The organism is Vibrio sp. D420a (assembly GCF_030248625.1).
Lineage (GTDB): Bacteria > Pseudomonadota > Gammaproteobacteria > Enterobacterales > Vibrionaceae > Vibrio > Vibrio fortis_A.
This window is the reverse complement of sequence record NZ_JAHGAN010000001.1, coordinates 1-22,176: the sequence shown is the minus strand read 5'-3', so window position 1 is coordinate 22,176 and position 22,176 is coordinate 1. Positions and strand designations below refer to the sequence as shown.

At 44.6% G+C, this 22,176-nt stretch carries 22 protein-coding genes; 11 read left to right on the top strand and 11 right to left on the bottom strand.

Translation table 11 applies throughout. From position 1 onward, the window contains the following. The first annotated feature begins 223 nt into the window (after positions 1-223). Both KI743_RS00110 and KI743_RS00105 read left to right on the top strand, forming a co-directional pair. On the top strand, positions 224-1,192 hold the full coding sequence (locus KI743_RS00110) for an acetylxylan esterase (protein WP_285464054.1): 969 nt from the start codon (positions 224-226) through the stop codon (positions 1,190-1,192). After that, on the top strand, positions 1,182-1,910 hold the full coding sequence (locus KI743_RS00105; protein WP_285464052.1) for an esterase family protein: 729 nt from the start codon (positions 1,182-1,184) through the stop codon (positions 1,908-1,910). Before KI743_RS00110 ends, KI743_RS00105 begins: the two co-directional genes overlap by 11 nt. A gap of 36 nt (positions 1,911-1,946) precedes the next feature. Here the strand turns inward: KI743_RS00105 and KI743_RS00100 are convergent, their stop codons facing one another. Continuing rightward, on the bottom strand, positions 1,947-2,498 hold the full coding sequence (locus tag KI743_RS00100; protein ID WP_285464049.1) for a DUF1439 domain-containing protein: 552 nt from the start codon (positions 2,496-2,498) through the stop codon (positions 1,947-1,949). A 130-nt stretch (positions 2,499-2,628) separates the two neighbouring features. Between KI743_RS00100 and KI743_RS00095 the strand changes: the two genes are divergently transcribed. Together KI743_RS00095 and KI743_RS00090 are read left to right on the top strand one after the other, a co-directional pair. Continuing rightward, a complete protein-coding gene (locus KI743_RS00095; RefSeq protein ID WP_285464048.1) occupies positions 2,629-3,963 on the top strand; it encodes a sigma-54 dependent transcriptional regulator in 1,335 nt (444 codons plus the stop codon). A gap of 239 nt (positions 3,964-4,202) precedes the next feature. After that, positions 4,203-4,622 carry a thiol-disulfide oxidoreductase DCC family protein gene (locus KI743_RS00090; RefSeq protein ID WP_285464046.1) on the top strand — a complete coding sequence of 140 codons (420 nt, stop codon included), beginning with the start codon at positions 4,203-4,205 and terminating at the stop codon, positions 4,620-4,622. 21 nt (positions 4,623-4,643) lie between these two features. Here the strand turns inward: KI743_RS00090 and KI743_RS00085 are convergent, their stop codons facing one another. Continuing rightward, positions 4,644-5,729 (bottom strand): alpha/beta hydrolase, encoded by a 1,086-nt coding sequence (locus KI743_RS00085; RefSeq protein WP_285464045.1) that lies wholly within the window; start codon positions 5,727-5,729, stop codon positions 4,644-4,646. Positions 5,730-5,949: 220 nt separating this feature from the next. Between KI743_RS00085 and KI743_RS00080 the strand changes: the two genes are divergently transcribed. From KI743_RS00080 to KI743_RS00070, 3 genes are all read left to right on the top strand, one after another. Then, the gene (locus KI743_RS00080) at positions 5,950-6,654 is read left to right on the top strand and encodes a response regulator transcription factor (protein ID WP_285464044.1); all 705 of its coding nucleotides are present in this window, start codon (positions 5,950-5,952) and stop codon (positions 6,652-6,654) included. 33 nt (positions 6,655-6,687) lie between these two features. Further along, positions 6,688-8,010, top strand: a complete 1,323-nt coding sequence (locus KI743_RS00075; RefSeq protein WP_285464043.1) for an ATP-binding protein — start codon at positions 6,688-6,690, stop codon at positions 8,008-8,010. A 96-nt stretch (positions 8,011-8,106) separates the two neighbouring features. Further along, positions 8,107-8,394: a Bor family protein gene (locus KI743_RS00070; protein WP_032549556.1), complete on the top strand. Its 288-nt coding sequence runs from the start codon at positions 8,107-8,109 to the stop codon at positions 8,392-8,394. Positions 8,395-8,484: 90 nt separating this feature from the next. On the opposite strand, the gene KI743_RS00065 is transcribed toward KI743_RS00070, so the two are convergent. Together KI743_RS00065 and KI743_RS00060 are read right to left on the bottom strand one after the other, a co-directional pair. Continuing rightward, positions 8,485-8,751, bottom strand: coding sequence for a DUF5062 family protein (locus tag KI743_RS00065; protein WP_032549558.1), 267 nt, complete (start codon positions 8,749-8,751; stop codon positions 8,485-8,487). 147 nt (positions 8,752-8,898) lie between these two features. After that, the gene (locus tag KI743_RS00060) at positions 8,899-9,234 is read right to left on the bottom strand and encodes a zinc ribbon domain-containing protein YjdM (protein ID WP_032549559.1); all 336 of its coding nucleotides are present in this window, start codon (positions 9,232-9,234) and stop codon (positions 8,899-8,901) included. Between the two features lie 471 nt (positions 9,235-9,705). Here KI743_RS00060 and KI743_RS00055 point away from each other — a divergent pair, with 471 nt between their 5' ends. After that, a complete protein-coding gene (locus tag KI743_RS00055) occupies positions 9,706-9,954 on the top strand; it encodes a DUF3297 family protein (RefSeq protein ID WP_032549560.1) in 249 nt (82 codons plus the stop codon). Between the two features lie 44 nt (positions 9,955-9,998). Here KI743_RS00055 and KI743_RS00050 read toward each other — a convergent pair whose 3' ends face one another. The 3 genes from KI743_RS00050 to KI743_RS00040 form a co-directional block, all read right to left on the bottom strand. Then, complete coding sequence (locus KI743_RS00050) at positions 9,999-10,328, bottom strand: AzlD domain-containing protein (protein ID WP_285464039.1); 330 nt, start codon at positions 10,326-10,328, stop codon at positions 9,999-10,001. After that, positions 10,325-11,044: an AzlC family ABC transporter permease gene (locus tag KI743_RS00045; RefSeq protein ID WP_152468385.1), complete on the bottom strand. Its 720-nt coding sequence runs from the start codon at positions 11,042-11,044 to the stop codon at positions 10,325-10,327. Before KI743_RS00045 ends, KI743_RS00050 begins: the two co-directional genes overlap by 4 nt. Positions 11,045-11,138: 94 nt before the next feature. Further along, positions 11,139-11,966, bottom strand: coding sequence for an AraC family transcriptional regulator (locus tag KI743_RS00040; protein ID WP_032549563.1), 828 nt, complete (start codon positions 11,964-11,966; stop codon positions 11,139-11,141). A 300-nt stretch (positions 11,967-12,266) separates the two neighbouring features. Here KI743_RS00040 and KI743_RS00035 point away from each other — a divergent pair, with 300 nt between their 5' ends. From KI743_RS00035 to KI743_RS00025, 3 genes are all read left to right on the top strand, one after another. Continuing rightward, positions 12,267-15,662 carry an EAL domain-containing protein gene (locus KI743_RS00035; protein WP_285464034.1) on the top strand — a complete coding sequence of 1,132 codons (3,396 nt, stop codon included), beginning with the start codon at positions 12,267-12,269 and terminating at the stop codon, positions 15,660-15,662. A gap of 120 nt (positions 15,663-15,782) precedes the next feature. Then, positions 15,783-16,124: a hypothetical protein gene (locus KI743_RS00030; protein ID WP_032549564.1), complete on the top strand. Its 342-nt coding sequence runs from the start codon at positions 15,783-15,785 to the stop codon at positions 16,122-16,124. Positions 16,125-16,282: 158 nt separating this feature from the next. Then, on the top strand, positions 16,283-17,044 hold the full coding sequence (locus tag KI743_RS00025; RefSeq protein WP_285464031.1) for a transporter substrate-binding domain-containing protein: 762 nt from the start codon (positions 16,283-16,285) through the stop codon (positions 17,042-17,044). Between the two features lie 90 nt (positions 17,045-17,134). Here KI743_RS00025 and KI743_RS00020 read toward each other — a convergent pair whose 3' ends face one another. The 4 genes from KI743_RS00020 to KI743_RS00005 form a co-directional block, all read right to left on the bottom strand. After that, positions 17,135-18,061, bottom strand: coding sequence for an aminoimidazole riboside kinase (locus tag KI743_RS00020; protein ID WP_285464029.1), 927 nt, complete (start codon positions 18,059-18,061; stop codon positions 17,135-17,137). A gap of 30 nt (positions 18,062-18,091) precedes the next feature. Then, complete coding sequence (locus tag KI743_RS00015) at positions 18,092-19,210, bottom strand: carbohydrate porin (RefSeq protein ID WP_285464027.1); 1,119 nt, start codon at positions 19,208-19,210, stop codon at positions 18,092-18,094. A 79-nt stretch (positions 19,211-19,289) separates the two neighbouring features. Next, positions 19,290-20,726 (bottom strand): sucrose-6-phosphate hydrolase, encoded by a 1,437-nt coding sequence (locus tag KI743_RS00010; RefSeq protein WP_285464025.1) that lies wholly within the window; start codon positions 20,724-20,726, stop codon positions 19,290-19,292. Positions 20,727-20,771: 45 nt separating this feature from the next. Continuing rightward, on the bottom strand, positions 20,772-22,176 hold a 1,405-nt coding region (locus KI743_RS00005), incomplete at its 5' end, for a PTS transporter subunit EIIC (RefSeq protein WP_285464023.1).

Genomic DNA, 22,176 nt, shown 5'->3' with positions numbered 1-22,176 from the left:
CGGCTTTTTCTTTATTATTTATTCATAATTTAATTACATTTCAACTGGATAGAGTGCTATTTGTCGGTCTATAAATAAAGAAAGCACCAAGGTTTCTGCCTGTTCAAGTTGAAAATATTCAAACAAGTTTGTGGCTTAGTTCAAACATGGTGTTCGCAATAAACATGTAACATGAAATCGTTAATGTTTTTCTTTCCACGCTAAAACCAGTAGCGAGATGCCAGTGACTTTTAAACACAATTACGACTTCGATCCGACCTACGGATACGACCTAGACCAACTCTTACAAGTTGAAGCAAGCGTTACGCCAGCCGACTTCGCCTACTTTTGGCAACAGAAGTATGAGCGATCACTGCAGGTGACACCCTATGTCAGCTTGCAAGACACTGGACGTATTGTGAATCACTGGCGTGTATTCGATTGTTACTACAACTCGACCGATGGCGTACGTGTAGGTGGTTGGCTGTTACTACCCGAGAAAGAAGAGATTCACTGCGCGGTGGTATGGGCTCACGGTTACGGCGGACTTGATGAACCAGATACAACTTGGAAACTAAAACATACAGCGATATTAGTCCCATGTGTGCGTGGTATCAGTCGCAGCCATCATCACCCGATCTCAGACGATCCATACTGGCATGTACTGCACAACGTTCAAGACAGAGAGCACTACATCTTAGGCGGATGCGTTCAAGATTTGTGGTGTGGGATTTCCGCGGTGCTCACTCTATACCCCAACCTCAAATATAAAATTGGCATGATCGGAAATAGCTTGGGTGGTGGTCTTGCTATTTTTGCTACGGCCTTTGATAAGCGCATCAAACGTTGTCATTTTCATGTACCTACTTTTGGTAATGTATCGCTACGCTTAACTATGCCGACCATTGGCAGTACACAAGCTCTCATCGATTTTGGTAATCAAGCCCTGCTTGCTCGTAACCTCCCCTATTTTGATACCTCATGCGCCGCCAAGTTTATCTCTCAACCTTCTCACTGGGGGCTAGCACTGTTCGACCCTTATGTTGCACCTCCCGGGCAATTCAGCGCCTACAACGCCTGTAAAGGTCAAAAAGAGCTGTTTGTATTAGAGGCAGGGCACTTTATTTACCGAGGTGAAGGCAAACAGCGTCGTGAGCTACGTAAAAGTGTTGAGTCATTCTTTAAAACCTTGGGGGATTGTGATGAAACGTGAGTATCACAAATGGTGGAGCCCCAACCTCAATCGCAATATGGAGCTATTGATATTCGGGCATGCTGGCGCCAAAGTTCTGGTCTTCCCCACTCGTACTGGCCGCTTCTACGAATATGAGAACCTTGGTTTAGTCGACTCAATTGCCAATAAAATCAATGCGGGGCAACTGCAACTCTACTGCGTGGATAGTGTCGATACCGAGAGTATGTACTGTTTTTGGGCGCACCCTTTTGGCCGAATGCACCGCCATTGTCAGTATGAAGAATATATTCTCAGAGAAGTGCTACCATTGATGGCGAGTAAGAACAGCCACCCTTGTACTATTTCGCACGGCTGCTCTCTGGGTGCTTACCACGCTGCAACTCTATTTTTTAGACACCCTCACCTGTTCCAGAAATTGGTCGCCTTTTCTGGTCGCTACGACCTCACTTGGAGTACTGAGTCATTTAAAGACCTGTTTGATGGCTTGTACAACGACGAAATTTATTACCACACCCCAACCCACTTTCTGCCGGGTTTACCGCCTTCTGACCAACTCACTCAAATCAAAAATAGCGATATTGTTTTTGCGATAGGCAAAGAAGACCCATTTTTGCAGAACAACCACCAGCTCAGCCGTATTCTCAACCAAAAAGGAATTAAGCATCGAATGTATGAGTGGGACGGGCGCGCGCATCGAGGACGTTATTGGCGTCAAATGATCCCGCTATATCTATAACTTTCTAGTCGCGAATCAATTTGGGGTTAGGTAGGCTCAGTCAAACAGCTCTATAACAAGCCTATTGTTCTTGATCACTAAGTTCGGCTCAGCCGACTTTAACAGTGCTTCTTGAACCTTTGCTCTATCAAGCTTGTAAACAGGTTCTTGTGATAACGCCAACCCAATCATAGACACTGCGGGTTGTAGTAGATTAGATATGTTGTCAGGCAACTGTTTACCACTTTCATTGAAGTTCTCTAAGCGCAACGATTTCAAATACACTTCGCCGCTCTCTTTGTCATATTCAGGAATCGCACTGAACTCAATATCGAGCTCTAGTCCAATATTAGGCATATTGAATACTTGCACTTGAGCATTCGTGTTTGCATAAACTGACACGCGATCAGCGTCCGCTCGTCCAATCTTAACTTGTAAATCTTCGACCGCAACTTGAGCATACATCATGTTCTCAACGCCAACTGATTGGTTGATTTCGACTGATTCTTGCAAGTACTCGGTCATGTCTTTCTCTGTGATGCTATAGCTTGCACAGCCGCCTAGTACAGCTATCAATGGTAAAACCAACCAAACAGCACGCTTCAACATACGCTCTTACTCCAACGATTCATTTAACTTATTATAATTCGCCATTTCTTAATGATAAGAATATCAACAATAGAAATACTGCTACTTCCATTCTACTATTATTAGGGGCAAATATAAGTAAAGCGAACCTATGATGCAGATGTCAACTGAACAAAAAAATAGACGTTGTGCTGCCGTGCTTTGTCATGGCAATCATTCGCTGCTGCATGACTGGGTAGATTCATTGCGCGATAACCGGTGGGATATTGTCAAGGTCAACACTATGGACGCTCTAACTGACGTGTTAGATACACACAAAATACCTATTGTTATCGTCTGCCTTGACGAGCCAATCACCAATGCAACTTGTCAGTCCTTACTTATGCTTAAACAGAGATTCTCAAACCTAGGTCTGATCGGTATTTTTTATGATAAGCCTGTACGCAACCTTTCGTTTATTCATCACTGCTTTTGGGATTATTTCCACCATCCAATAGACGCAAAATGGCTTGCAAAAAGCTTAGGCCATTTATTGGGAATGATAGATGGTGAACCCGTTAAACACTATCTCACTGACAGAGAAAAACGCTGCAGATTGATTGGTGACTCAAAGATCATTCAAGATATCAAAACGCAAATAGATAAGGTGGCTCACTCAACCTACCCAGTTTTAATCCAAGGTGAAACGGGAACAGGGAAAAGCCTTTGTGCAAGGATGATCCACAACCAGTCACCACGCAAACATCAACCATTTGTCGCATTGAACTGCGGTGCTATCCCTCACTCTTTAATTCACTCAGAGCTTTTTGGCTATGAAAAAGGAGCATTTACCGGCGCAGCTAAACGCTATATCGGCCATGTAGAGCGAGCACAAAATGGCACACTCTTCTTGGATGAAATCGGAGATCTTGAGCTACCGCTACAAACATACCTACTGCACTTTTTAGAAAACAGCCACATTGAACGCTTAGGTAGTAACAAACAAATCCCGATCAATTGCCGAGTTCTGTTTGCTACCAATATCAACCTTGAACAAGCCGTTGCTGCTGGTCGATTTAGAAAAGACCTTTATCATCGTATTAATGTATTGAACCTTGAGATCCCTCCACTATCAGAACACCGTGAGGATATTGAAGCGCTGGTACATTTTGAGTTGCAAAAGAATGATGCAAGCCACTTCGTCATCTCGAGCAAAACACTCGATGTACTAAAGCAATATCAATGGCCCGGGAATATTCGGGAGCTATTCAATGCGGTAAAAAGAGCGGTGGTTTACGCTGACCATTCGAGCCTTGAAACTCAACATATGCAGCTGGCGTTTAAAGAACCACAGAATGGCAGTTCGATAGAAGATGAATTAACCGAGAAACGTATTAGACAAACCATCGAACAACAGCACTACAATATTTCAGCGACTGCTCGAGCGCTGGACGTATCAAGAACCACTTTATACAAACTGCTCAAGCGGCATCGTATCAGTTACTAAAATCGGCTGGGTCGTTAAGTTTGAATTAACCGCAAAAGGCAGCCTGATAACCTATTTCCTGTTATTTCAGGTTAATTAGTCAACGTAAGAACTCACAGTAGACGTTACAGTAGCCTGAATATGTTCATTTAACATACCTTTCCCTTTAAACACAGTAAGATAGTGATCTGGACAGTTTGTTAAGGAGTACTAATACATAGGTGTTCTAAAATTCTTGATAAATAAAAGGAAGCGATAAAATGAACGGGCAAGACGCAAAGCCAAAACTGACAATCTTTTATGATGGAACCTGCCCTTTGTGCTCGAAGGAGATGAATGCCCTCACAAAGCAAGACACCAATAACAGTATAAAGACGGTCGATATCTACAGCGCTGAATTTGCTCATTACCCAAACATTGACGCCAACGCGGCCAACACGGTTTTGCATGCATTGAATGACAAGGGTAAGTTGATACTGGGGTTAGACGTTACCCATAAGGCTTGGGATTTGGTGGGAAAAGGTTGGTTATACGCGCCATTGCGCTGGCCACTCGTGAAGCCATTGGCAGACTGGTGTTATCTACGCTTCGCTAACAACCGCTACAAAATATCTTACTGGCTAACTGGCGTCGCGCGTTGTGATAACAACGGGTGCAAAATTGACAGTGACGCCAAATGACGTCACTGCGTGGAGATTTCTCTACTCAATATGCGTGATAAATTGATACTTATCTGAATCTGCTTTGGTCACCCAATGCTGACCTTTAAATGGTGCTGAATCTAACGTGAACAGATAGAAGTCGATACCCTTGTCACCCATTACGGTGTTGAAGTAAGTCGCTTGTTTACGGTGACTTTCATCCGTGTAGGGGAAATCTTTTGCTGTTTTACCTTCAGTCCCCCAACTATGAACACCAATTTGCTTCAGTGTTTCAAAGTTATCGATCTTCTTCGCGCGCTGGAGAGTGCGAGTTTGGCCAGCTGCGAAAAGGTCAGTGCCGCCAGAGAAAACCGAACCGTTAGGTGTGACTACCGTGTGCATCTTGGTTTTGTGGATCAGCAAACCTGTGTACATGTTGATATCATCATCACCACTACCACCAATATGGCTATTAAACTTCATCGTCATTTCTTGACCAACATGCTTGTCCACGATGTCTTTCAATTGTAGAAACGTCGTCACACCTAATGTTGATTCATTTCGAGGACCGTCTACTGGGTCAATTTCTCGATAGATATCATCAAATACGAATGAAGTAACAATATTCACCTTACCGTCAACGTCTGAGGCAGTTAAGATAGTAGACCCCATGCTACCCAACGCTTCAAAAGCCTCATTGTAGAATTCGATGGTTACCGACTCTCGTGAGTCATCGATTTCAGATTGAATCAACGTTTGATCTTTACCTACCGTTCGCTTATTAGCTCTACAATCAAAAGTTTTAAGCAATGTTGTTGGCGAGTAGATATAGCAGTTTCGCCTGTCATTGTAGACCGCAACATCAATGGTTTGACCATGAACATCGGCCAATCTTGTAATAAGTAAGATGTCACCAAAACCCTCTGCATACTGAACTTGTTCATATGACTTGCCGTCATAAGTTAAGCGCATACCTTCAAAGTAGTCTTCTCGATCTTCGATGATTTCGTCCAGGGCACTTTCAGTAAACTTATAATCAGCCACGGGTTTAGCGACTTTAGCTTTATGAGTACCGCTCGAACTCGAGTTGCATCCAGCTAGCAAAATCAGCGGTAAGGCTAATAATAGGTTTCGATATTGCTTCATAATTTCTCTCCAATGTTGGTATGGAGAGAATTCTATGGAACGTTTTTGTCATTAGCTGTCTGAATGATGTATGGAAATGTCGTACTGCATCATTACAATACATTTCCATGTTTTATAATAAAGCACTCGAACAAGAACAAACTATAAACTTGGCATTCATGATTTACGCTGTGCCCTGCGTTCTTAATCTAAGTCTTTCATACCAAACGGCCGAAAATTTATGACACAACATTCCATGCTCATCGTTGAAGACGACTTGAAACTTCAACAGCTATTAAAGAGTTACTTTGTTACCCAAGGTTTTGATGTGACGACATTAGATGATGGCAGTGAAGCCATTGACCACATGCTAGAACACCAGCCCGATATTGTTCTGCTTGATCTGATGCTGCCTGTCGCAGATGGCCTGACAATTTGCCGACAGACGCGTACAAAATTCCTCGGTAAGATTTTGATGCTAACAGCCAGTGATGATGACTTTGACCATGTCGCCGGATTAGAAACAGGGGCTGATGATTACGTGACGAAACCCATTAAACCACGCGTTCTTCTTGCTCGTGTTAGAAGCTTATTGCGACGTGCAGAGCCCGTTGACGCTGTCGATGAAGACAAAGATCAAATCACTTTTGGCCAGTTAGTACTAAAAAACAAATACAAACGATGTGAATTAGACAGCAAGATTGTCCAGCTAACAGACAGTGAGTTCGACCTACTTTGGATACTTGCTAACCAGCCGGATACTGCGCTCTCCAGAGACACCCTAACTCAAGAATTACGTGGCATTGAATACGATGGATTCGACAGAACAGTAGACAACAAAATCGTACGTCTGAGAAAAATGCTTGGTGATGACCACTCCCCTGCTGAAAAGATCCAGACACTGCGAGGAAAAGGCTACTTGTTTGTCTCCACAGCTTGGGGCTAATTTGCGTTAATTCACCCAGTAGCGAAGAGAATAATGAAACGCATATACCTAGAATCACTCATCGGCCTGTTTGCTTGCTTTATGGCAAGCATCTTCGCTTATGAAGTCACCGTCTATCAGTGGACAACCGACTACGAGTTCGTGTTGTACGATTACGAGGCGTTGGCCCACCAACAGCTGATCAGCAATATAGCCACTAATCAGGGCGTTGAGGCCGCAGAAGAGGCTATTGCTCAGTTTGCCGACATGACTCGACATATCGTGACCACGTTCCCCCTTGGCCAAGGCGCACCCTCTGAAGTTGTCGAGTTTTTTAAAGCTCAATCAGATATGCCGGTCCTGTTTGATGACGACAGGGATCTCTGGTTTCACTTCCCTGGATCAGATGCCATTTATCGCTATGCGCCTGATGAAGAAGCCTTTGTGCGACAAAAGATTCAGCTCGAAGATGATTTGCTCTGGTTATTCTTCTCTCTCAGCTTTGTCATTTACGCTTCAGGGCATCTGTTCGTCATTCACCGTAGAGTGAAGAAGCTAGAGCGCGCAACTCTAGGCTTCGCTTCTGGCGATTTTTCGATAAGAGCGGAAACCCGTAGCGGCAGCGCAATTGGTACGCTGAATCGCTCTTTTAACCTCATGGCAGACAAAATTCAGCACCTTATCGACAGCAATCGTGCACTGACTAACGCTGTTGCCCATGAACTCAGAACGCCAGTTTTCCGCATTCAATGGCAAGCTGAACTGCTGAAAGACACACCGCTCGACCAAGACCAGAGAGCTACCATCGATAGCATTGTAGAAGACACCGAAGAGATGGAAGGCATGGTGGATGAACTGCTCTATTTTGCCAAACTTGATAACCAAAAATTGGATTTAGAAAAGAGCCGTTTTGAGCTTTCAACTTACGTCGATAAATTGATACCACGATGGCAAAAAGAGACCAAGCTAACGCTAGCGATGACGTCTCACCTCAATACTGACCATCAATTGGACGCTGACAAACATCAGCTCAAACGTGCTCTCGATAATGTCGTTCGCAATGCATTTAAGTTTGCCGAATCACAAATCGACATTCATCTTGTCGAAAAAGAGAAGTACCTGTGTATTGAGATCCACGATGACGGACCGGGTGTCGATGAAGAACACATCGCTCACCTATTTGAACCCTTCTATGTGGGCAATAAAGCTCGTAATAAAGGTAAGAGTGGCCATGGCCTTGGCCTCTCAATTGTTGAGAAGATCTGCCAACAACACGGTGGTTACGCCAGCGTGAAACGCAGTACAAAACTAAACGGCGCACTGTTTACGTTATGCTTACCGAAATGTAATTCTGAGCCTGACAAACCTATACAGTAACAAAATAAGAACTTTGGAATAATTGACTCCATCAACCGTTAGCCAACACCGCTGAGTGTTGGTTAACCGAAACATGATTACTCAATGGAGAACACTATGAAAAAGCTAATTCTTATCGCGGCACTATCTATGGTAGCAACAGGCTGTGCTCAACAAACATTTGTTATGGCACCGGACGAAGCAGAAGTAACAACAGAAGCACCACAACACTTCTTTATTAACGGTCTGGCGCAAGAGAAAGAGATCGATGCTGCGAAAGTTTGTGGCGGTGCAGATAAAGTAGCAAAAGTAGAAGTTCAAGAGACGTTTGTTAACGGCCTACTACGTACAGTGACATTTGGCATCTACACACCACGTGACGCGCGTGTTTACTGCAAAGCGTAACCAAATCTAAAAAACAACTCTAAGACTTTTGACATGCAAAAAATCCCCAATCAGAGGCTAGACTGATTGGGGATTTTTATATTCGTTTGATTATTTGAGAGGGTCACCCTCTGGCAATGCACTGTGAATCCAAACGGCAAGACGCTTTTTAATGTCCTTACCTTCTTGCTTGTCAGCAGGGAGAGGCGTAATTTGCTTTGCATCGACTAAAAATAGATAGATAGCCTTTGCTTTTACCGACTGTGACATACTCGGGTCATTGAGCTTAAAGCCTTGCATTTCGGCTAGCTTAGTTCCGACTTCCATCGCTTTTTTAAACAGTTTGTCTTCGTTTTGTAGCTTAGTGGTTTTCGACATTTCGTCACCTTCGTGGTTACAAAGCAGTGACTTCAGTATATATCATTTATCAACATCGACTTTTTGCATACTTAGCAGTTTCGAACAAAACAAATCTTGGTTTTGAGGGGCAATACACAGTCTCACCCTACTCACCAAAGCGGCGTACTACGCCTTTTTCACATACTTAGCAGTCACCATCATTTCACCAGCGCCGTCAAGCTTGCAGTCTAATTGGTGATCTTTGCCATCGTTCATTCGTTTGATAACCCCTTTGGTGCCAATCTTTAACACAAGAGAACTGCCTTTTACTTTTAGGTCTTTAGCCAAAGTAATCTTATCCCCTTCCGCCAATAAGCTCCCATTCGCATCTTTGATGTTGAGTTCGTTCTCTTTCGCGACTTCTTCAGGGTTCCACTCATAAGCGCATTCAGGACAAACAAGGTGGCTTTGGTCTTGATAAACATATTCAGAGCTGCAGCTCGGGCAAGGAGGAAAAGACATAGTAATTACTTCCAAATACAAATTTATGCTACATGGTAAACGCTCTGTCTATACATAGCGAGTGGAATTGCTTAGGGCGTGTTGACCTTTCGTGGTTGAATTTTGTTCGAGATAAAAGCGTTTTAATCGCGGCGAGGGAGAAGTAGCCTAGTCATTCTAAGCAAATCTCCCTCAACAAAGAGTAAAACGCTTTTAGCCGACCCCTTCGGGCAGCGTTTGCTGGTCATTTCTACTGCGTTATCGGCTTCTCATGTAGGCTAGCTACACATCAAAGCCTCTGCCTTGTATAAATACCCAGCAACTCGCTGCAAAAACCAGCTCGAAAGATCAACACTCCCTAATAACCCGACGGGCTTGTTCATGGTTTTATCCAACCTGACAAATAACCCTAGAATAATGACAACTTTTCTTGATGCTCAGGTCTTATTTTGTCTACAATGACGCACTTTTTATTTACTGTAAGTAAGCATCATGACAGATAACACAGCAAAGCCAGCTCTACCAGATCGTCTAGCAGGTAACCCACGCAGCCCACACCACGTAGCTGAGTGTTTCGAACACCACATCGGCATTCGTCTCAACGGTAAAGAGCGTACTGACGTTGAAGAGTACTGCATCAGCGAAGGTTGGGTAAAAATCCCTTCACCTAAAGCGCTAGACCGTTTCGGTCGCCCAATGCTAATCACATTGAAAGGCACAGTTGAAGCTTTCTACAAGTAAGCTGAGAACACAAAAAAATAGGGCTCAAATGAGCCCTGTTTTTATTAGTGGAAAAGATAATCGACTAGCACCAAGTTATACAAAAGAAACACTCCCATGCTGACCAGGATGGTGACTAACACATTGCCTGTTTTCCAGATCAACAAAAAAGTCACTAGCGCTGCGATTAAGTAAGGGTTTTCTGCACTCACCCATAGCTCTTTCTCTGGAGCAAATACAATGGGTCCCCAAATCGCCGTTAATACCGCTGGCCCAGAGTAGCGAAGTAACCTACGAGCTGAGGCGTTCAAACGAAGTGGCACTGCAGGCTCCAGAAACAAATAACGACTCACAAACACAATCGCTGTCATCAGCAGTATGGTTAACCAGATCATGATGACTCTCCTTCTGTGATCGAATGGCTTGAAACATTGCCATCTTTGTAACTTTCGCAAAGGAAGCCAGAGAGCATACCCGCAATTGAAGCCACCATTAACGCTCCTTCGACTTGGTGAACCGTCAACACCACAGACACCAACAATGATACCAGCACGCATACAATAACCGGCATGGTATTAATCAGCGGGAATACTAGAGCAATAAAGGTCGCTGCAACGGCGAAATCCAAACCAATTTCATTCAGAGATGGAATTTGGCTACCTGCGACAATGCCGACAAAGCTCGCCAGATTCCAGAAGAGATAGAACACACCTCCAACGCCTGCCGCATACCAACGATTAAACTCTTGTTTGGATTGACCACTACAGATCGCAAACAATTCATCCGTCAGCCAGAAACCCAACAGTAAACGCCATCGTGTCGGTAAATCACTGATTTTATCGCGCATAGAGACGCTGTATAAAAAGTGACGTGACGTAATGAACAGCGTGGTTAGTAACATGGTGCCTAAGCCGATTCCAGCCTTAAACATACCTGCCGCAACCAGCTGCGCTGAACCTGCAAACAAAATCGCTGACATCGCCTGTGCTTGAAGAGGGTCAAGCCCCGCATCTATGGCATACGAGCCCGCCAATATTCCCCATGGAATCACCGCAATACTCAGTGGCATCCCGGCTAACGCCCCTTTCCAAAGCTGAGATTTTCTCGTCATATTGATACTTCCATTTTAAATCTGTTAAACCTTAGGGAACAATTTAGTCAGCCTATGTTATTCGCGATTGTACAAACTTGCTCAATATTAAGCGTTATAACATCTTGATGTACTGACCTGGCGTGTAGCCATTGGCCTTTTTAAAGTGTCGATGAAAATGGCTCTGGTCGTGAAAACCGCACTCTTGCGCCGTATCCGATATAGAGTGACCACGTTTGAGCAAAGTTCTCGCGAGGCGCAATCGAGACTGGATTTGATAAGCATGAGGCGGTAAGCCAAACTCTTTTTGGAATGAACGAACCAAATGATACGGACTCAGAGCCGCCAGCTTTGAAAGCTCTTCCAAAGAGACATCGGCCTGTGGAAAATCATCGAGAAACTCTTTAACCAACACCAGTTGTCGCTGCGTTTTGCTGTCGAGTTGAGGTTTGAGCGGGCTTTTACCATGACGACTGATAAGCTTAACTAACATGCCGTACATCAAAGTCTCACGCAGTAAGCGATTGTCCGACTCATCAATGGTATTGAAGACCAAACGCAATTGGTTAGCGAGTTCAGGGTCTTCAACCACCGCACGTGGAAAGTATGGCGCGCCGTAGTTTGGCAAATTAAGCTCTTGAGTTATTTTCGCAAGTTGCTCTGGCAGTGGGTACATAGCGCGATACGCCCAACCACCCTCTGTAGCCGAGTGCCCGCTATGCACTTCATCGGCATTGACCAAGATAATGGCATCTTGAGGTGCAACGTGATGACCACCCGTGCGATAAAAACGTTGTGCGCCCTGTTCAATCACTCCGAGCGTATACCCTTCATGACTATGGCGAGAGAAATTCTGCTTTTCATATTCTGCGTTCAGGATCTCAAGGCCACCAAGTTCTTCTGTGATCTTGTAATCCGCCTTTTCCTTTTTCGCTTTCTTCATCTCGCCATTCCTCAGGTATCGACATCCTCTGAATCCATCACTCTACTCTATAAGTTAAAGAAGCTTTTGTACAAAATTGCGGTTTTACGTTTCAAATATTCATCGTTTTACTCTTCATGCGACCTAAAAAGAAATCAAAGCACCGTCAAAAGCTGCCATAAGCAAAACATGACTCACTTCATAACTATCTATTCGAACTGTGTATGGATAGCTAACGAGATCACGCTCCCAGAGTTGAGAATTTGCCTTTTTCTTACGCAGATAAATAATACAAATAAAAATAACAAGGCAGTTAGTATTATGAATGACTCTCTACGAAAATCGATGATGGGCTTACAAAATGGACGTCCTACGATAGCGGTTTTAGTGGGCTCTATGACCTCCCACTATCACGAAGGCATCATGCGAGGTGCTGCCCACGTAGCAGAACAGCATAATTACAACATCATCGGATTTTGTGGCGGAGTCATTAAATCGACTGACCATTTAACGTTGGCGCGCGATAAGGTATTTGATCTCGTCAATATGGGGCTAATTTCCGGCGTCATCAGCCCATTCAGCTCTCATATGCGCTTTGTTAATGAAAGAGAAAGTGCAGATTTCATCGGGCAGTTCTCTAATGTACCTATCGTCAATATTGGCAGTAAAATCAGCCCCTACACCAGTATCTCAACCGATTACGAAACCGGCTTTTCAGATCTTTTTGATCATTTTGTCAACGTTCATCATTACCGTAACATCCTCTTGATCCGCGGCCCTGAACATCACGCTTCTTCTGAGCAGAGAATGCACATCTACAGAGCCCAACTAGAAAAATACGACATCCCTTTCGATCCTGATCTTGTGCTCTATTCTGACTTAAAAAAGCGATCTGCCAAGCAGGAACTTGAATGCTTTTTGTCTGACAAAAATAAGCCTATCGACGCCGTAATTACTATCAACGATAACCAAGCACTGGGAGTGGTTGAAGCTTGCCAAGAGTTAGGAATTAAAGTGCCTCAAGATATAGCGGTTGTTGGTTCAATGGATACTTTAGAGGGCGCATTTTCTGAGCCTCCGCTAACCAGCATCAGAGAGCCTTTGTTTGAGTTAGGCCGAGCCGCAGCCATAGAAGTGATTGCACAGATCGAAGGACAGCCTCCAGTTAATGAAGTTAAGATCCCAACATCGTTGGTTATTCGTGAGTCATGCGGCTGTAACACGCAAAAATTTAACCACAACCAAGTACACAATAGAGGACTTCTGAATACCGACAAACAAGCTGTCTTCGATGATACCCATGAACATATTGTTCACGTGATCGCACAACATAAGGGCGCAATCAGCAGCGAGCAGGTTCAGTGCGTTCTGGATACTTTTCATCGGGCTTTAGAAAACAACGACTACAAAGATGTGTTGAAACTTCTAAAACAAACTTTGGACGAGTCATTGGAGTCTGATGATGTTCTGTTTTGGCTAGAAGTTGCGTCGAAATTTCAAATCAATGCATTAAAGTATCTTGAGCTGAGTACCCAACCCGCAAAGTTAACCAAATTCATAGCGGATCTGACGACACTCAAAAACAGGATAGAACAGACAGCGATTAAGTTTCAGAGCTTTGAAACTGAGTACTATCTCAACTATTTTCGGGCTATCGTCAATAATCTCAACGCTTCTTTCGACCTTGGGACTATCAAAAAGTACGCCATCGACATCTTAAAGCTCTCGGAAATGTACATATCTATTTTCAACGATATCCACGCCGAGACACTCACCGCAACCAATATCATTTCGGTTCGTAACAATCAGCCCGTTCCATCAGATAAAAAGGTGTTTAATGCCAACCATCTGATTCCCAATAATATCGAGGCTTACCAGCAACGCTACTCTTTGATGGTGTTCCCGCTGTCGTTTGCCAACAAACCGATTGGCTTTATGACTGTCAACCTCAGTAGTCGCAAAGGCACAGCGTTTGAAAACTTGCGTGCCATCATCAGTTCCGCACTGAAAAATGAAATGCTGATTCAGGATCTAAAGAAAGCGGAAGAAAGATTCAGCGATATCGCCCACAGCACTTCAAATTGGCTTTGGGAAACCAACGTCGACCATCGCTTCACCTATTGCTCACACTCCTCAAGCGAGATCATCGGCTATCAACCAAGTGACCTTATTGGAAAACGGATTAACCAGTTCAATATTCAAGAAAGCAATAGCTACCTGAACGCAATGCAAGGGCAACAAAATCTGGTCGACGTTGAATGTTGGTTCAAACATCAGGACGGGCGCATCGTCTGTTTACTGATATCCGCAAAACCCATCACCAAGAACGGAGCTTTCAGCGGTTATCGTGGCGTGTTTGAAGACATTACTGAAAAACGTCTACAGGAAGAGAAAATTAAAAACCTCGCCTACTCAGATGTTTTAACAGGACTGCCCAATAGAACGTTATTTCAAGACAAGCTGGATGAAACGATTCGCTTCTCTTCTCGGGATAACAAGAAATTCGCCATCATGTTCATCGACTTGGATCACTTCAAGTACATCAACGACTCAATGGGACATGCGGCAGGCGACCAACTTCTAATTAAGCTATCTGAGCGTCTCAATCAGTCACTGCGCTCTAGGGATGTATTAGCAAGATTGGGCGGTGATGAGTTCGTCATTATCCTTCCTGATATTCATACCGATCAGGAAGTCATCGACATTGCACAGAGAATATTTGAGAGCTTCAAAACTGAAATTATCGTGTGTGATAAGCCTATTTTCGTCACGCTGAGTTTGGGGATCAGCATCTTTCCAAATGATGGGCTCGATGCTGAAACGCTCCTCAAGCGAGGTGACAGCGCGATGTATCAAGCCAAGTCACAAGGAAGGAATGGCTACGCTTTCTATAACAAACAGATTGAACAAAAAAGCATACGCAGAAATACCCATGAAGTGATTCTTCGGGAGGCGATCGCCACACACAGTTTTGTACTTCACTACCAGCCCCAAGTATCTGTCCAAAGTGGCAAAATCATCGGCTTTGAGGTGTTAGTTAGAATCCAAAACCGAGAACTGGGTATTGTCCCTCCTAATAATTTTATTCCACTTGCAGAAGAGCTTGGATTAATTGGACAAATTGATGAGTGGGTATTCGAGAACGCTTGTGCGCAATACCATACTTGGCAAACTCAGGGGCTCAATGATGTTCGACTTTCCATAAACCTCTCTGCCATTCAACTGCGCAGCAATGCCGTTTTAACTAAATACATCCACATTATGGAGAAGCACAAAATCAACCCGCGCAACATTCAACTAGAGATCACCGAGAACGCACTGATCGATAACGAGGATGTTGCTCTGGAAGTTCTAACTGGCTTCAAAGAGTATGGTGTAAGTATCGCGTTAGATGACTTCGGAACTGGCTATTCATCCCTAAGCTGTATCAACCTCTACCCTATCGATACAGTGAAGATCGACCGCTCTTTTGTTTCAGATGCAATTGATAACAAAAAGAACCAAGCAATCATCAAGGGCACTAAGCTGATTGCTGATCAACTCAATCTAAACATTGTTGCCGAAGGTGTTGAAACCCTATCTCAGTTCAAAACTATCGCTCAACTGGGGTGTCACGAGATCCAAGGTTATTACTTCTATAAACCTCTGACCGCATTAAACGCGCAATCTGTGCTTGAACAACAGATAGAGAAAAAGGGAACGATTGAAACGCTCTAAGCAGTTAAGATATAAAACTGGTACTAACCTCTCGTAATAACCTGGCTTTGGGTAAAATTGACAATAAACCGCAAAATTGCAGACATAATTCATGAAAGCCACCTAACATCGACCAAATAAATGAAAGCTGCTATTTCTATTACTCTTCTTGTTCTTTTGACTGGCTGTACTCATAACCAATCAAAAGCGCTGAACGCTAACACCTCTTCAGTCAACGTTTATGCACAATCAATGTCGAACATGCAGCTTTGCGACACCCTCTACTATGGTCGACCAAGTAACCAAACACTGGCAGCCATTGGCGCTGAGTTCAACCGTAGAGGTCTATCTAAAACTTGGTGCGATGCCGAAGCCAACAAGCTCTATCTAACCCAAGCCCTCAACTGGCTAGCACAACAAGCCGATAGCGATGATGAACAAACCGAAAGTGACGACTCAGCCGTAATCCTGCCTGCAAATTGATCTTTTTAACCATCGATACACTCGACCAAATCGCAAAGATAGAAGAGAGCCATTGATTAAAATTTATGCCTTAGTTCACAAGGATATGCATTTGCATTGATAGTTGTTAATGGATCGTTAATGATGCATATCCATCTCTAATATAAGGACATAATGAAATGAAGTGGATATTAGTTGCGTTGGTTAGTCTGTTTTCTGCGTTCACTTACGCAAAAGAGTGGAAGCAAATACGATTTACTGTAGAGGGCGCTTACCCTCCTTTTAGTTGGACAACTAAAGAAGGTAAGTTAGAAGGCTTTGAAGTCGACCTGGCCAACGCACTGTGTGATGAGCTGCAGGTAAAATGCATAATATCTAAAACCGATTGGGATGGCATTATCCCTTCTCTGCTTAGTCGCAAAAACGACGCGATTATCGCTGCAATGACAATCACAGAAGAGCGCGAAAAGAAAGTTGACTTCACCATCCCATACGCAAAAGTACCAACGCGCTTCGTGATGGAAAACGGTCGTGAAATCAATATGGAAGATGGCAGCTTAAACGAGCTTACGATTGGAGTGCAGCGCGCGACTATCGGAGATAAGTACCTTTCTGAAATCTACCCTAACGTCGATATACGCCGCTACGGTAACTTTGATGAAGCCTTTACTGACTTATTAAATGGACGCCTTGATACAGTATTTGGTGGCTCTATGGGTTTAAATTCTGGATTCTTAGAAACAGAACAAGGTAAAAACTATCACTTTACCGGGCCCAAGTTCACTGAAGAGAAATGGTTTGGTCGTGGCATCGGTGTTGCCGTCCGCAAACAAGACGACGATTTAAAACTACTAATCAATGACGGCATCCAAAGACTGATCGACAACGGCCAGCATGCCAAGATCGCCAGCAAGTATTTCTCTTATAGCATCTACGAGTAACTCAAGACTCCGTTTTATTGAACCAAAAAGCCGCTCCCAGAGAGCGGCTTTGATTTTAGACTACAGCGTCATTTGAGCAATGATAGGTTATTACTTTTCCACAAGTTCCGTCAGTTGCTGCAAAGAAGGCAGTGCCGTCATCGCACCTTTTTGCGTGGTTGCCAGTGCGCCACAGCCATTACCCCAGTGCACCGCAGCTTCGACCTGAGCCCAAGAGCGCCAATCAGCATTCTGAGACAGCTTGGCTAGCAAACCACCAACGAATGCATCACCAGCACCTGTTGTATCAATAACTTGCTCAACCTTAGTACCCTCAATCACTCGACGTTCACCATTGTAAACCGCCAATGCACCACGTGCGCCCAGCGTCACGATGATCAGCTTGTTAGCTGGCGCATTTAATGCGTCCAAAGCCGTATCGAGAGTGTCAGTGCCTGTCAGGAACGTCAGCTCCTCTTCAGAAAACTTCACTACGTCTGCCAGATTCACCGCATTCATCACCACTTCTTGGATCTGAGATGGATCTGCCCATACCTCTTCCCTTAGATTAGGATCAAAGCTGATAAAGCCGCCTGCTGATTTCATTCGCTTCATCGCTTCAAGCGTTGCGCTGCGTGATGGCTCGTTAGCCAAAGCAATAGAACAGCTGTGCATCCATTGCCCAGATGAAAATGTTGGGATGTCTTCGACGCTGAAAAATTGGTCGGCGCTTGGCTTAACCATAAAGGTAAAACTGCGTTCACCATCATCATCTAAGTCGACAATCACTGTAGATGTTCGCTGAGCTTCATCTAGAAGCATGTCATCGGTATTCACCTTCTCATCCGTTAGGGTTTGCTTCATAAAGCGTCCTAGCGGATCTTGCCCAACTCGACCAAAGAAAGCGGTATCACCACCCAATCGAGAGATAGCCACAGCAACGTTTGCTGGTGCGCCACCTGGGCATTTTAAATAACGAGTCTCGCCATCTGGAATCAAATCCACAACAGCATCTCCAGTTACCCAAACCTTGTTCATATCACTTTGCCTCTCGTAACGACGTTTAAATTAGAATTCGTAGAACAGACGTACACGAGCACCAAAATCGTCTTCTTCAGCAAAGGCTGATGCGTCCGATTGCTGGTCCAGTTTGTTATCAACCATCGTGTAGTATGTACCTAGAAGAATTGAAAAATCTTGTACTTCAAGTACATCACGGAATGCGTAAGATGCATACCATGTTGATACATTTACGTCGCCTTCAGCCCAAGAAGAAAACTCTTTGTTTTCATACTCATTGATAGCATGAATGTAGCCTAAGCCAAAGTTATTCCAGAGCGCATTAACACCCGCTGTTAGGTTATTTTCGTCTACAGCATCCATGTAAGCAACGTTCGCATTTACACTCCAATCGCCGCTAGTCCAGTTACCCGTTAAGCCGTAACCCGTACGATCTGAGATATCAACACCGTTCGCCACAATCGCGTCTGAAACTAGGTTGGTTTCCACCGAAGCGGCTACCTTGAAATCACCCATTTGGTAAGCCACAACTGGGCGCACTAGGAATGAATCTTTAACTGTGTCGATTTGCTCACCGTGGTATTTACCTTCAATGCCGCCATCGAACAGGTTAGAGCGGTCACCGAGCATTGCACCAACTTCAACATACAAATTGCCAAAAGTTTGGCTGTACATGATTTGGCCGTCTGAACCGCGACCACGCGCCTCTTTCGCTTGGTACGTGTAAGCTGCACCGTCTGAATACAGGTCGTTAGCAGTGTCACCTGAGTACTCTAGGAATACATCAAGACCAACAGGGAACATGTCATAAGCTTCAAAGCGACCCGCTTTAATTGCCCAGCCGTCTTTTTTACCAAACTCAAAGTACGCATCATCCAGTGCAATATTGCCTGTGCTCTCAAACAGAGGCTGTGCTTTAACACCCACATAGTGGCCATTGCTCGTGTACTTTTCGCCAGCAAATTCGATTAGAACGCGGCCGTCTTGGTTGAATTCGCTGTCATTATTATCGTGTGATTCACGGTCTTGGTAGTTGAAGTTCAACTCGACGTTACCGCCAACAGAGAAGTTACCTTCTTCCGTATCAACAATGCTGATTCCAGCGTTCGCTGTCATTGCAGCCATTACTGAAGCCGCAGCGAGCGACATTTTTAGTGTATTTTTCATGCTAAACCCTATATTTTGGCAATAAGAGGCCCTCCCCGACGAGGGCCTTGTTTTTTGTTTTGGAATAATTTATTGGTGGCTAGCGAGTAGCCTGTATCGCAGACATGTAATGCAGTGTGCCAGTCGCATTATCGAGCGTGACTAGAGACAACTCATCAATGAAGATGCGAGAGGTGAACACTGTCTTGCCGTTGTCAGCAAAGATTTCAATCGCTGAGTTATCGACAAAGACGCGAATGGTTTGTGCTTGCTCTAGGCGCTGTGCGTAACGAACTGTGCCGTATGCTTCCGCGTGTAGGTGAGAAACTTGAGAGCGGTCCAGAATCAGCTCATCGCGATCACCTTGGAACACCATCTGATCACCTTTCTGGTTAGCCAGAGTCAGAGTGAAAGACTCATCTACATTCAGTTCCAACTCAAACGCTCGTGACGTTAATGCCACAGGAGTAGAGCTTTCAACATCCACAGAGTTTTGACGCAGCGCTTCAAGCTCTTTCAGTGGTGTCTGAATTAGGTAACTACCATCAATCGTCAACTCACGTGGCAGAGTCAGCATGTGTGCCCAGCCATTCTTATCGGTTGGGTAGTCACTTTTTGAGTTACCTAGCCAGCCAATAAGAATACGACGTTGTTGGTCATCCAGATAAGTTTGTGGCGCGTAGAAATCGAAGCCTTTGTCCAGCTCACGATAGCCTTGGTTGTTGAATACTTTTGATTCAAAATCAATACGCTCACCGACCATGTAAACCACTGAGAAGACGTTCTTAAGATCGTACTTATTATCTGAACTCACGCCTTGAGGTGAGAAGATGTAAACCCCGTTATCATCGGTTTCGTAGTAGTTCGGACACTCCCACATATAGCCAAAGTCTTCGAGGCCCACATCGATGTCACCCATATGGTGGTAATCATCAATGTCGTTACCGTGGTAATAAGCCAGTGTGCCTTTTTCGTTGTGATCTTGAGCACCAATCAACATGTGGTAATCGTTGTCACGACAAACCAGCACTGGGTCACGAATCTCTGCAGTGTAGGCACTCGGATCGAAGTCAACCACGATACCTTTCTTTTCCACGTTACCTTGCTTGTCCATAATCGCGAGAACTTGAGTCGGATGACGTTGGTCATTCTCCTTTTTTAAGTTCGCTGTGTAAAAAATGTACAACAGGTCATCGTGTGGTACACCAACACCGGTATAACAACCATGATGGTCGTAATCTCGGTCTGGGTACATCGCGATACCGCGGTCAGTAAAGTTCACGAAATCTTTGGTCGATACGTGGTACCAGTGCTTCAAACCGTGCACAGGGCCGAGCGGGAACCACTGATAGAAAATGTGGTGCTCGCCATTGAAGTAACTCAAACCATTCGGGTCATTCAACAGGCCGTGCTTTGGTGCAATGTGGTAGCTCGGGTAAAACGGGTCAGTTTGTGTTTTGTGCTCAATATCCGCCAAATACTCCTCGCTCACCTCGTGAATTCGGACAAAGCGGTTTTGACGATTAGAAAAATCCATAACAACTCCAAGAAAAAGATATTCACTCAAATAGGTGGTGAAAAATTATTTAGGCTCTTTGTAAAGCAGCTTTGTTAGCGCAAAAGCAGAGGCTGCACCGACGAGCATTACAAGAACATACATTCCTAGACCGCCGCCAAGGTAAAGCAAAACACCTGGTAGCATGGTTGCGCCCGTACCCGCAGAACCAATACCCGCAATCGCGCCCAAACAGCCACCTAATGCACCGCCAATACAGCCATACAAGAAAGGTTTTACGCGAGGTAGAGTAATCGCAAACATGGCTGGTTCAGTAATGCCGAATAGAGCTGGCAACGCTGCACCAAACATACCGGTACGCTTCACTTTGTCTGTCTGCATCGACATAACCGCCATTGCCGCGCCAAACTGGCCCGCAATAGCTGCCGTACCCAATGGGTTGATGTAGTCAAAGCCTGTGTCTGTCACCATTGCAATCGTGATAGGCACGATGGTGTGGTGCATACCTGTTACCGCCATGAATTGAATTGCGCCGCCGTAAATCAAGCCACCAATACCGTATGGGATTTGTAAGAAGTAGAGCACGGCTTCAGTAATCAGCTTCTCAATTCCGAGTAGGATTGGACCAACGAACACCAAACCTGCAATCAAAGAGACCAACAGAGTGATAAATGGCGTTAGAATGAGATCCAATACTTCAGGGATGTATTTGCGTGATGTACGCTCAACTAAAGCAGCGAACCAACCCATAAAGACCGCTGGAAGAATTGAACTCTGTAAACCAGTTACCGCAATCTCAAAGCCCATAAACGGAATCATCATCGCTTCTGCGTTACCGAAAGCGACATCCCATTTACTAGCCAGTTGTGGAGCGACCAGCATTAAGCCCAAAACAATACCGAGCACTGGATTACCACCAAACACGCGCATGGCAGACCAAGTCACCAATACTGGTATAAAGATGAAGGCGGTATCGGTTAAAACTTGAGACAGCGTATTGAGCTGAGGAGAGAGCTCAATACCGAAACCGTTAACCAACAAACCACGCAAACCCATCAATAAGCCGGTCGCAACCAAGGCAGGAATAATGGCGACAAAGATGTCAGAGAACGTACGTGTTACCGTTTGGAAGGTACTCACTTTGTCTTTTTTCTCTTCTGCTTGTGGGGCTTCTTCAATGGCGTCGTTGCCTTTCATGATGGCAAAAACCTTACCTACAAAACCCGTCCCCAAGATCACTTGGTGCTGACCATTTTGGAAGAAGTACCCATGTACTCCCTCCATTGCGCTGAGTCCTTCAGCGTCGACTTTTTCATCTTCCTTGGCCACAACACGCAGTCGTGTTGCACAGTGATTCAGTTGTGCGATATTGCCCTCACCTCCCAGTAAGGCCATAACTCTATTCGCTACAACTTTCGCATCTCGCGCCATAAATTTCGTCTCCAAAGAGTGCAAAGAAATAACAACCTGT

Coding starts and splice junctions, on each gene's coding strand:
- KI743_RS00105 (WP_285464052.1), top strand. CDS start 1,182: ATGAAACGTGAGTATCACAAATGGTGGAGCCCCAACCTCAATCGCAAT.
- KI743_RS00100 (WP_285464049.1), bottom strand. CDS start 2,498: ATGTTGAAGCGTGCTGTTTGGTTGGTTTTACCATTGATAGCTGTACTA.
- KI743_RS00095 (WP_285464048.1), top strand. CDS start 2,629: ATGATGCAGATGTCAACTGAACAAAAAAATAGACGTTGTGCTGCCGTG.
- KI743_RS00090 (WP_285464046.1), top strand. CDS start 4,203: ATGAACGGGCAAGACGCAAAGCCAAAACTGACAATCTTTTATGATGGA.
- KI743_RS00085 (WP_285464045.1), bottom strand. CDS start 5,729: ATGAAGCAATATCGAAACCTATTATTAGCCTTACCGCTGATTTTGCTA.
- KI743_RS00080 (WP_285464044.1), top strand. CDS start 5,950: ATGACACAACATTCCATGCTCATCGTTGAAGACGACTTGAAACTTCAA.
- KI743_RS00075 (WP_285464043.1), top strand. CDS start 6,688: ATGAAACGCATATACCTAGAATCACTCATCGGCCTGTTTGCTTGCTTT.
- KI743_RS00070 (WP_032549556.1), top strand. CDS start 8,107: ATGAAAAAGCTAATTCTTATCGCGGCACTATCTATGGTAGCAACAGGC.
- KI743_RS00065 (WP_032549558.1), bottom strand. CDS start 8,751: ATGTCGAAAACCACTAAGCTACAAAACGAAGACAAACTGTTTAAAAAA.
- KI743_RS00060 (WP_032549559.1), bottom strand. CDS start 9,234: ATGTCTTTTCCTCCTTGCCCGAGCTGCAGCTCTGAATATGTTTATCAA.
- KI743_RS00055 (WP_032549560.1), top strand. CDS start 9,706: ATGACAGATAACACAGCAAAGCCAGCTCTACCAGATCGTCTAGCAGGT.
- KI743_RS00050 (WP_285464039.1), bottom strand. CDS start 10,328: ATGATCTGGTTAACCATACTGCTGATGACAGCGATTGTGTTTGTGAGT.
- KI743_RS00045 (WP_152468385.1), bottom strand. CDS start 11,044: ATGACGAGAAAATCTCAGCTTTGGAAAGGGGCGTTAGCCGGGATGCCA.
- KI743_RS00040 (WP_032549563.1), bottom strand. CDS start 11,966: ATGAAGAAAGCGAAAAAGGAAAAGGCGGATTACAAGATCACAGAAGAA.
- KI743_RS00035 (WP_285464034.1), top strand. CDS start 12,267: ATGAATGACTCTCTACGAAAATCGATGATGGGCTTACAAAATGGACGT.
- KI743_RS00030 (WP_032549564.1), top strand. CDS start 15,783: ATGAAAGCTGCTATTTCTATTACTCTTCTTGTTCTTTTGACTGGCTGT.
- KI743_RS00025 (WP_285464031.1), top strand. CDS start 16,283: ATGAAGTGGATATTAGTTGCGTTGGTTAGTCTGTTTTCTGCGTTCACT.
- KI743_RS00020 (WP_285464029.1), bottom strand. CDS start 18,061: ATGAACAAGGTTTGGGTAACTGGAGATGCTGTTGTGGATTTGATTCCA.
- KI743_RS00015 (WP_285464027.1), bottom strand. CDS start 19,210: ATGAAAAATACACTAAAAATGTCGCTCGCTGCGGCTTCAGTAATGGCT.
- KI743_RS00010 (WP_285464025.1), bottom strand. CDS start 20,726: ATGGATTTTTCTAATCGTCAAAACCGCTTTGTCCGAATTCACGAGGTG.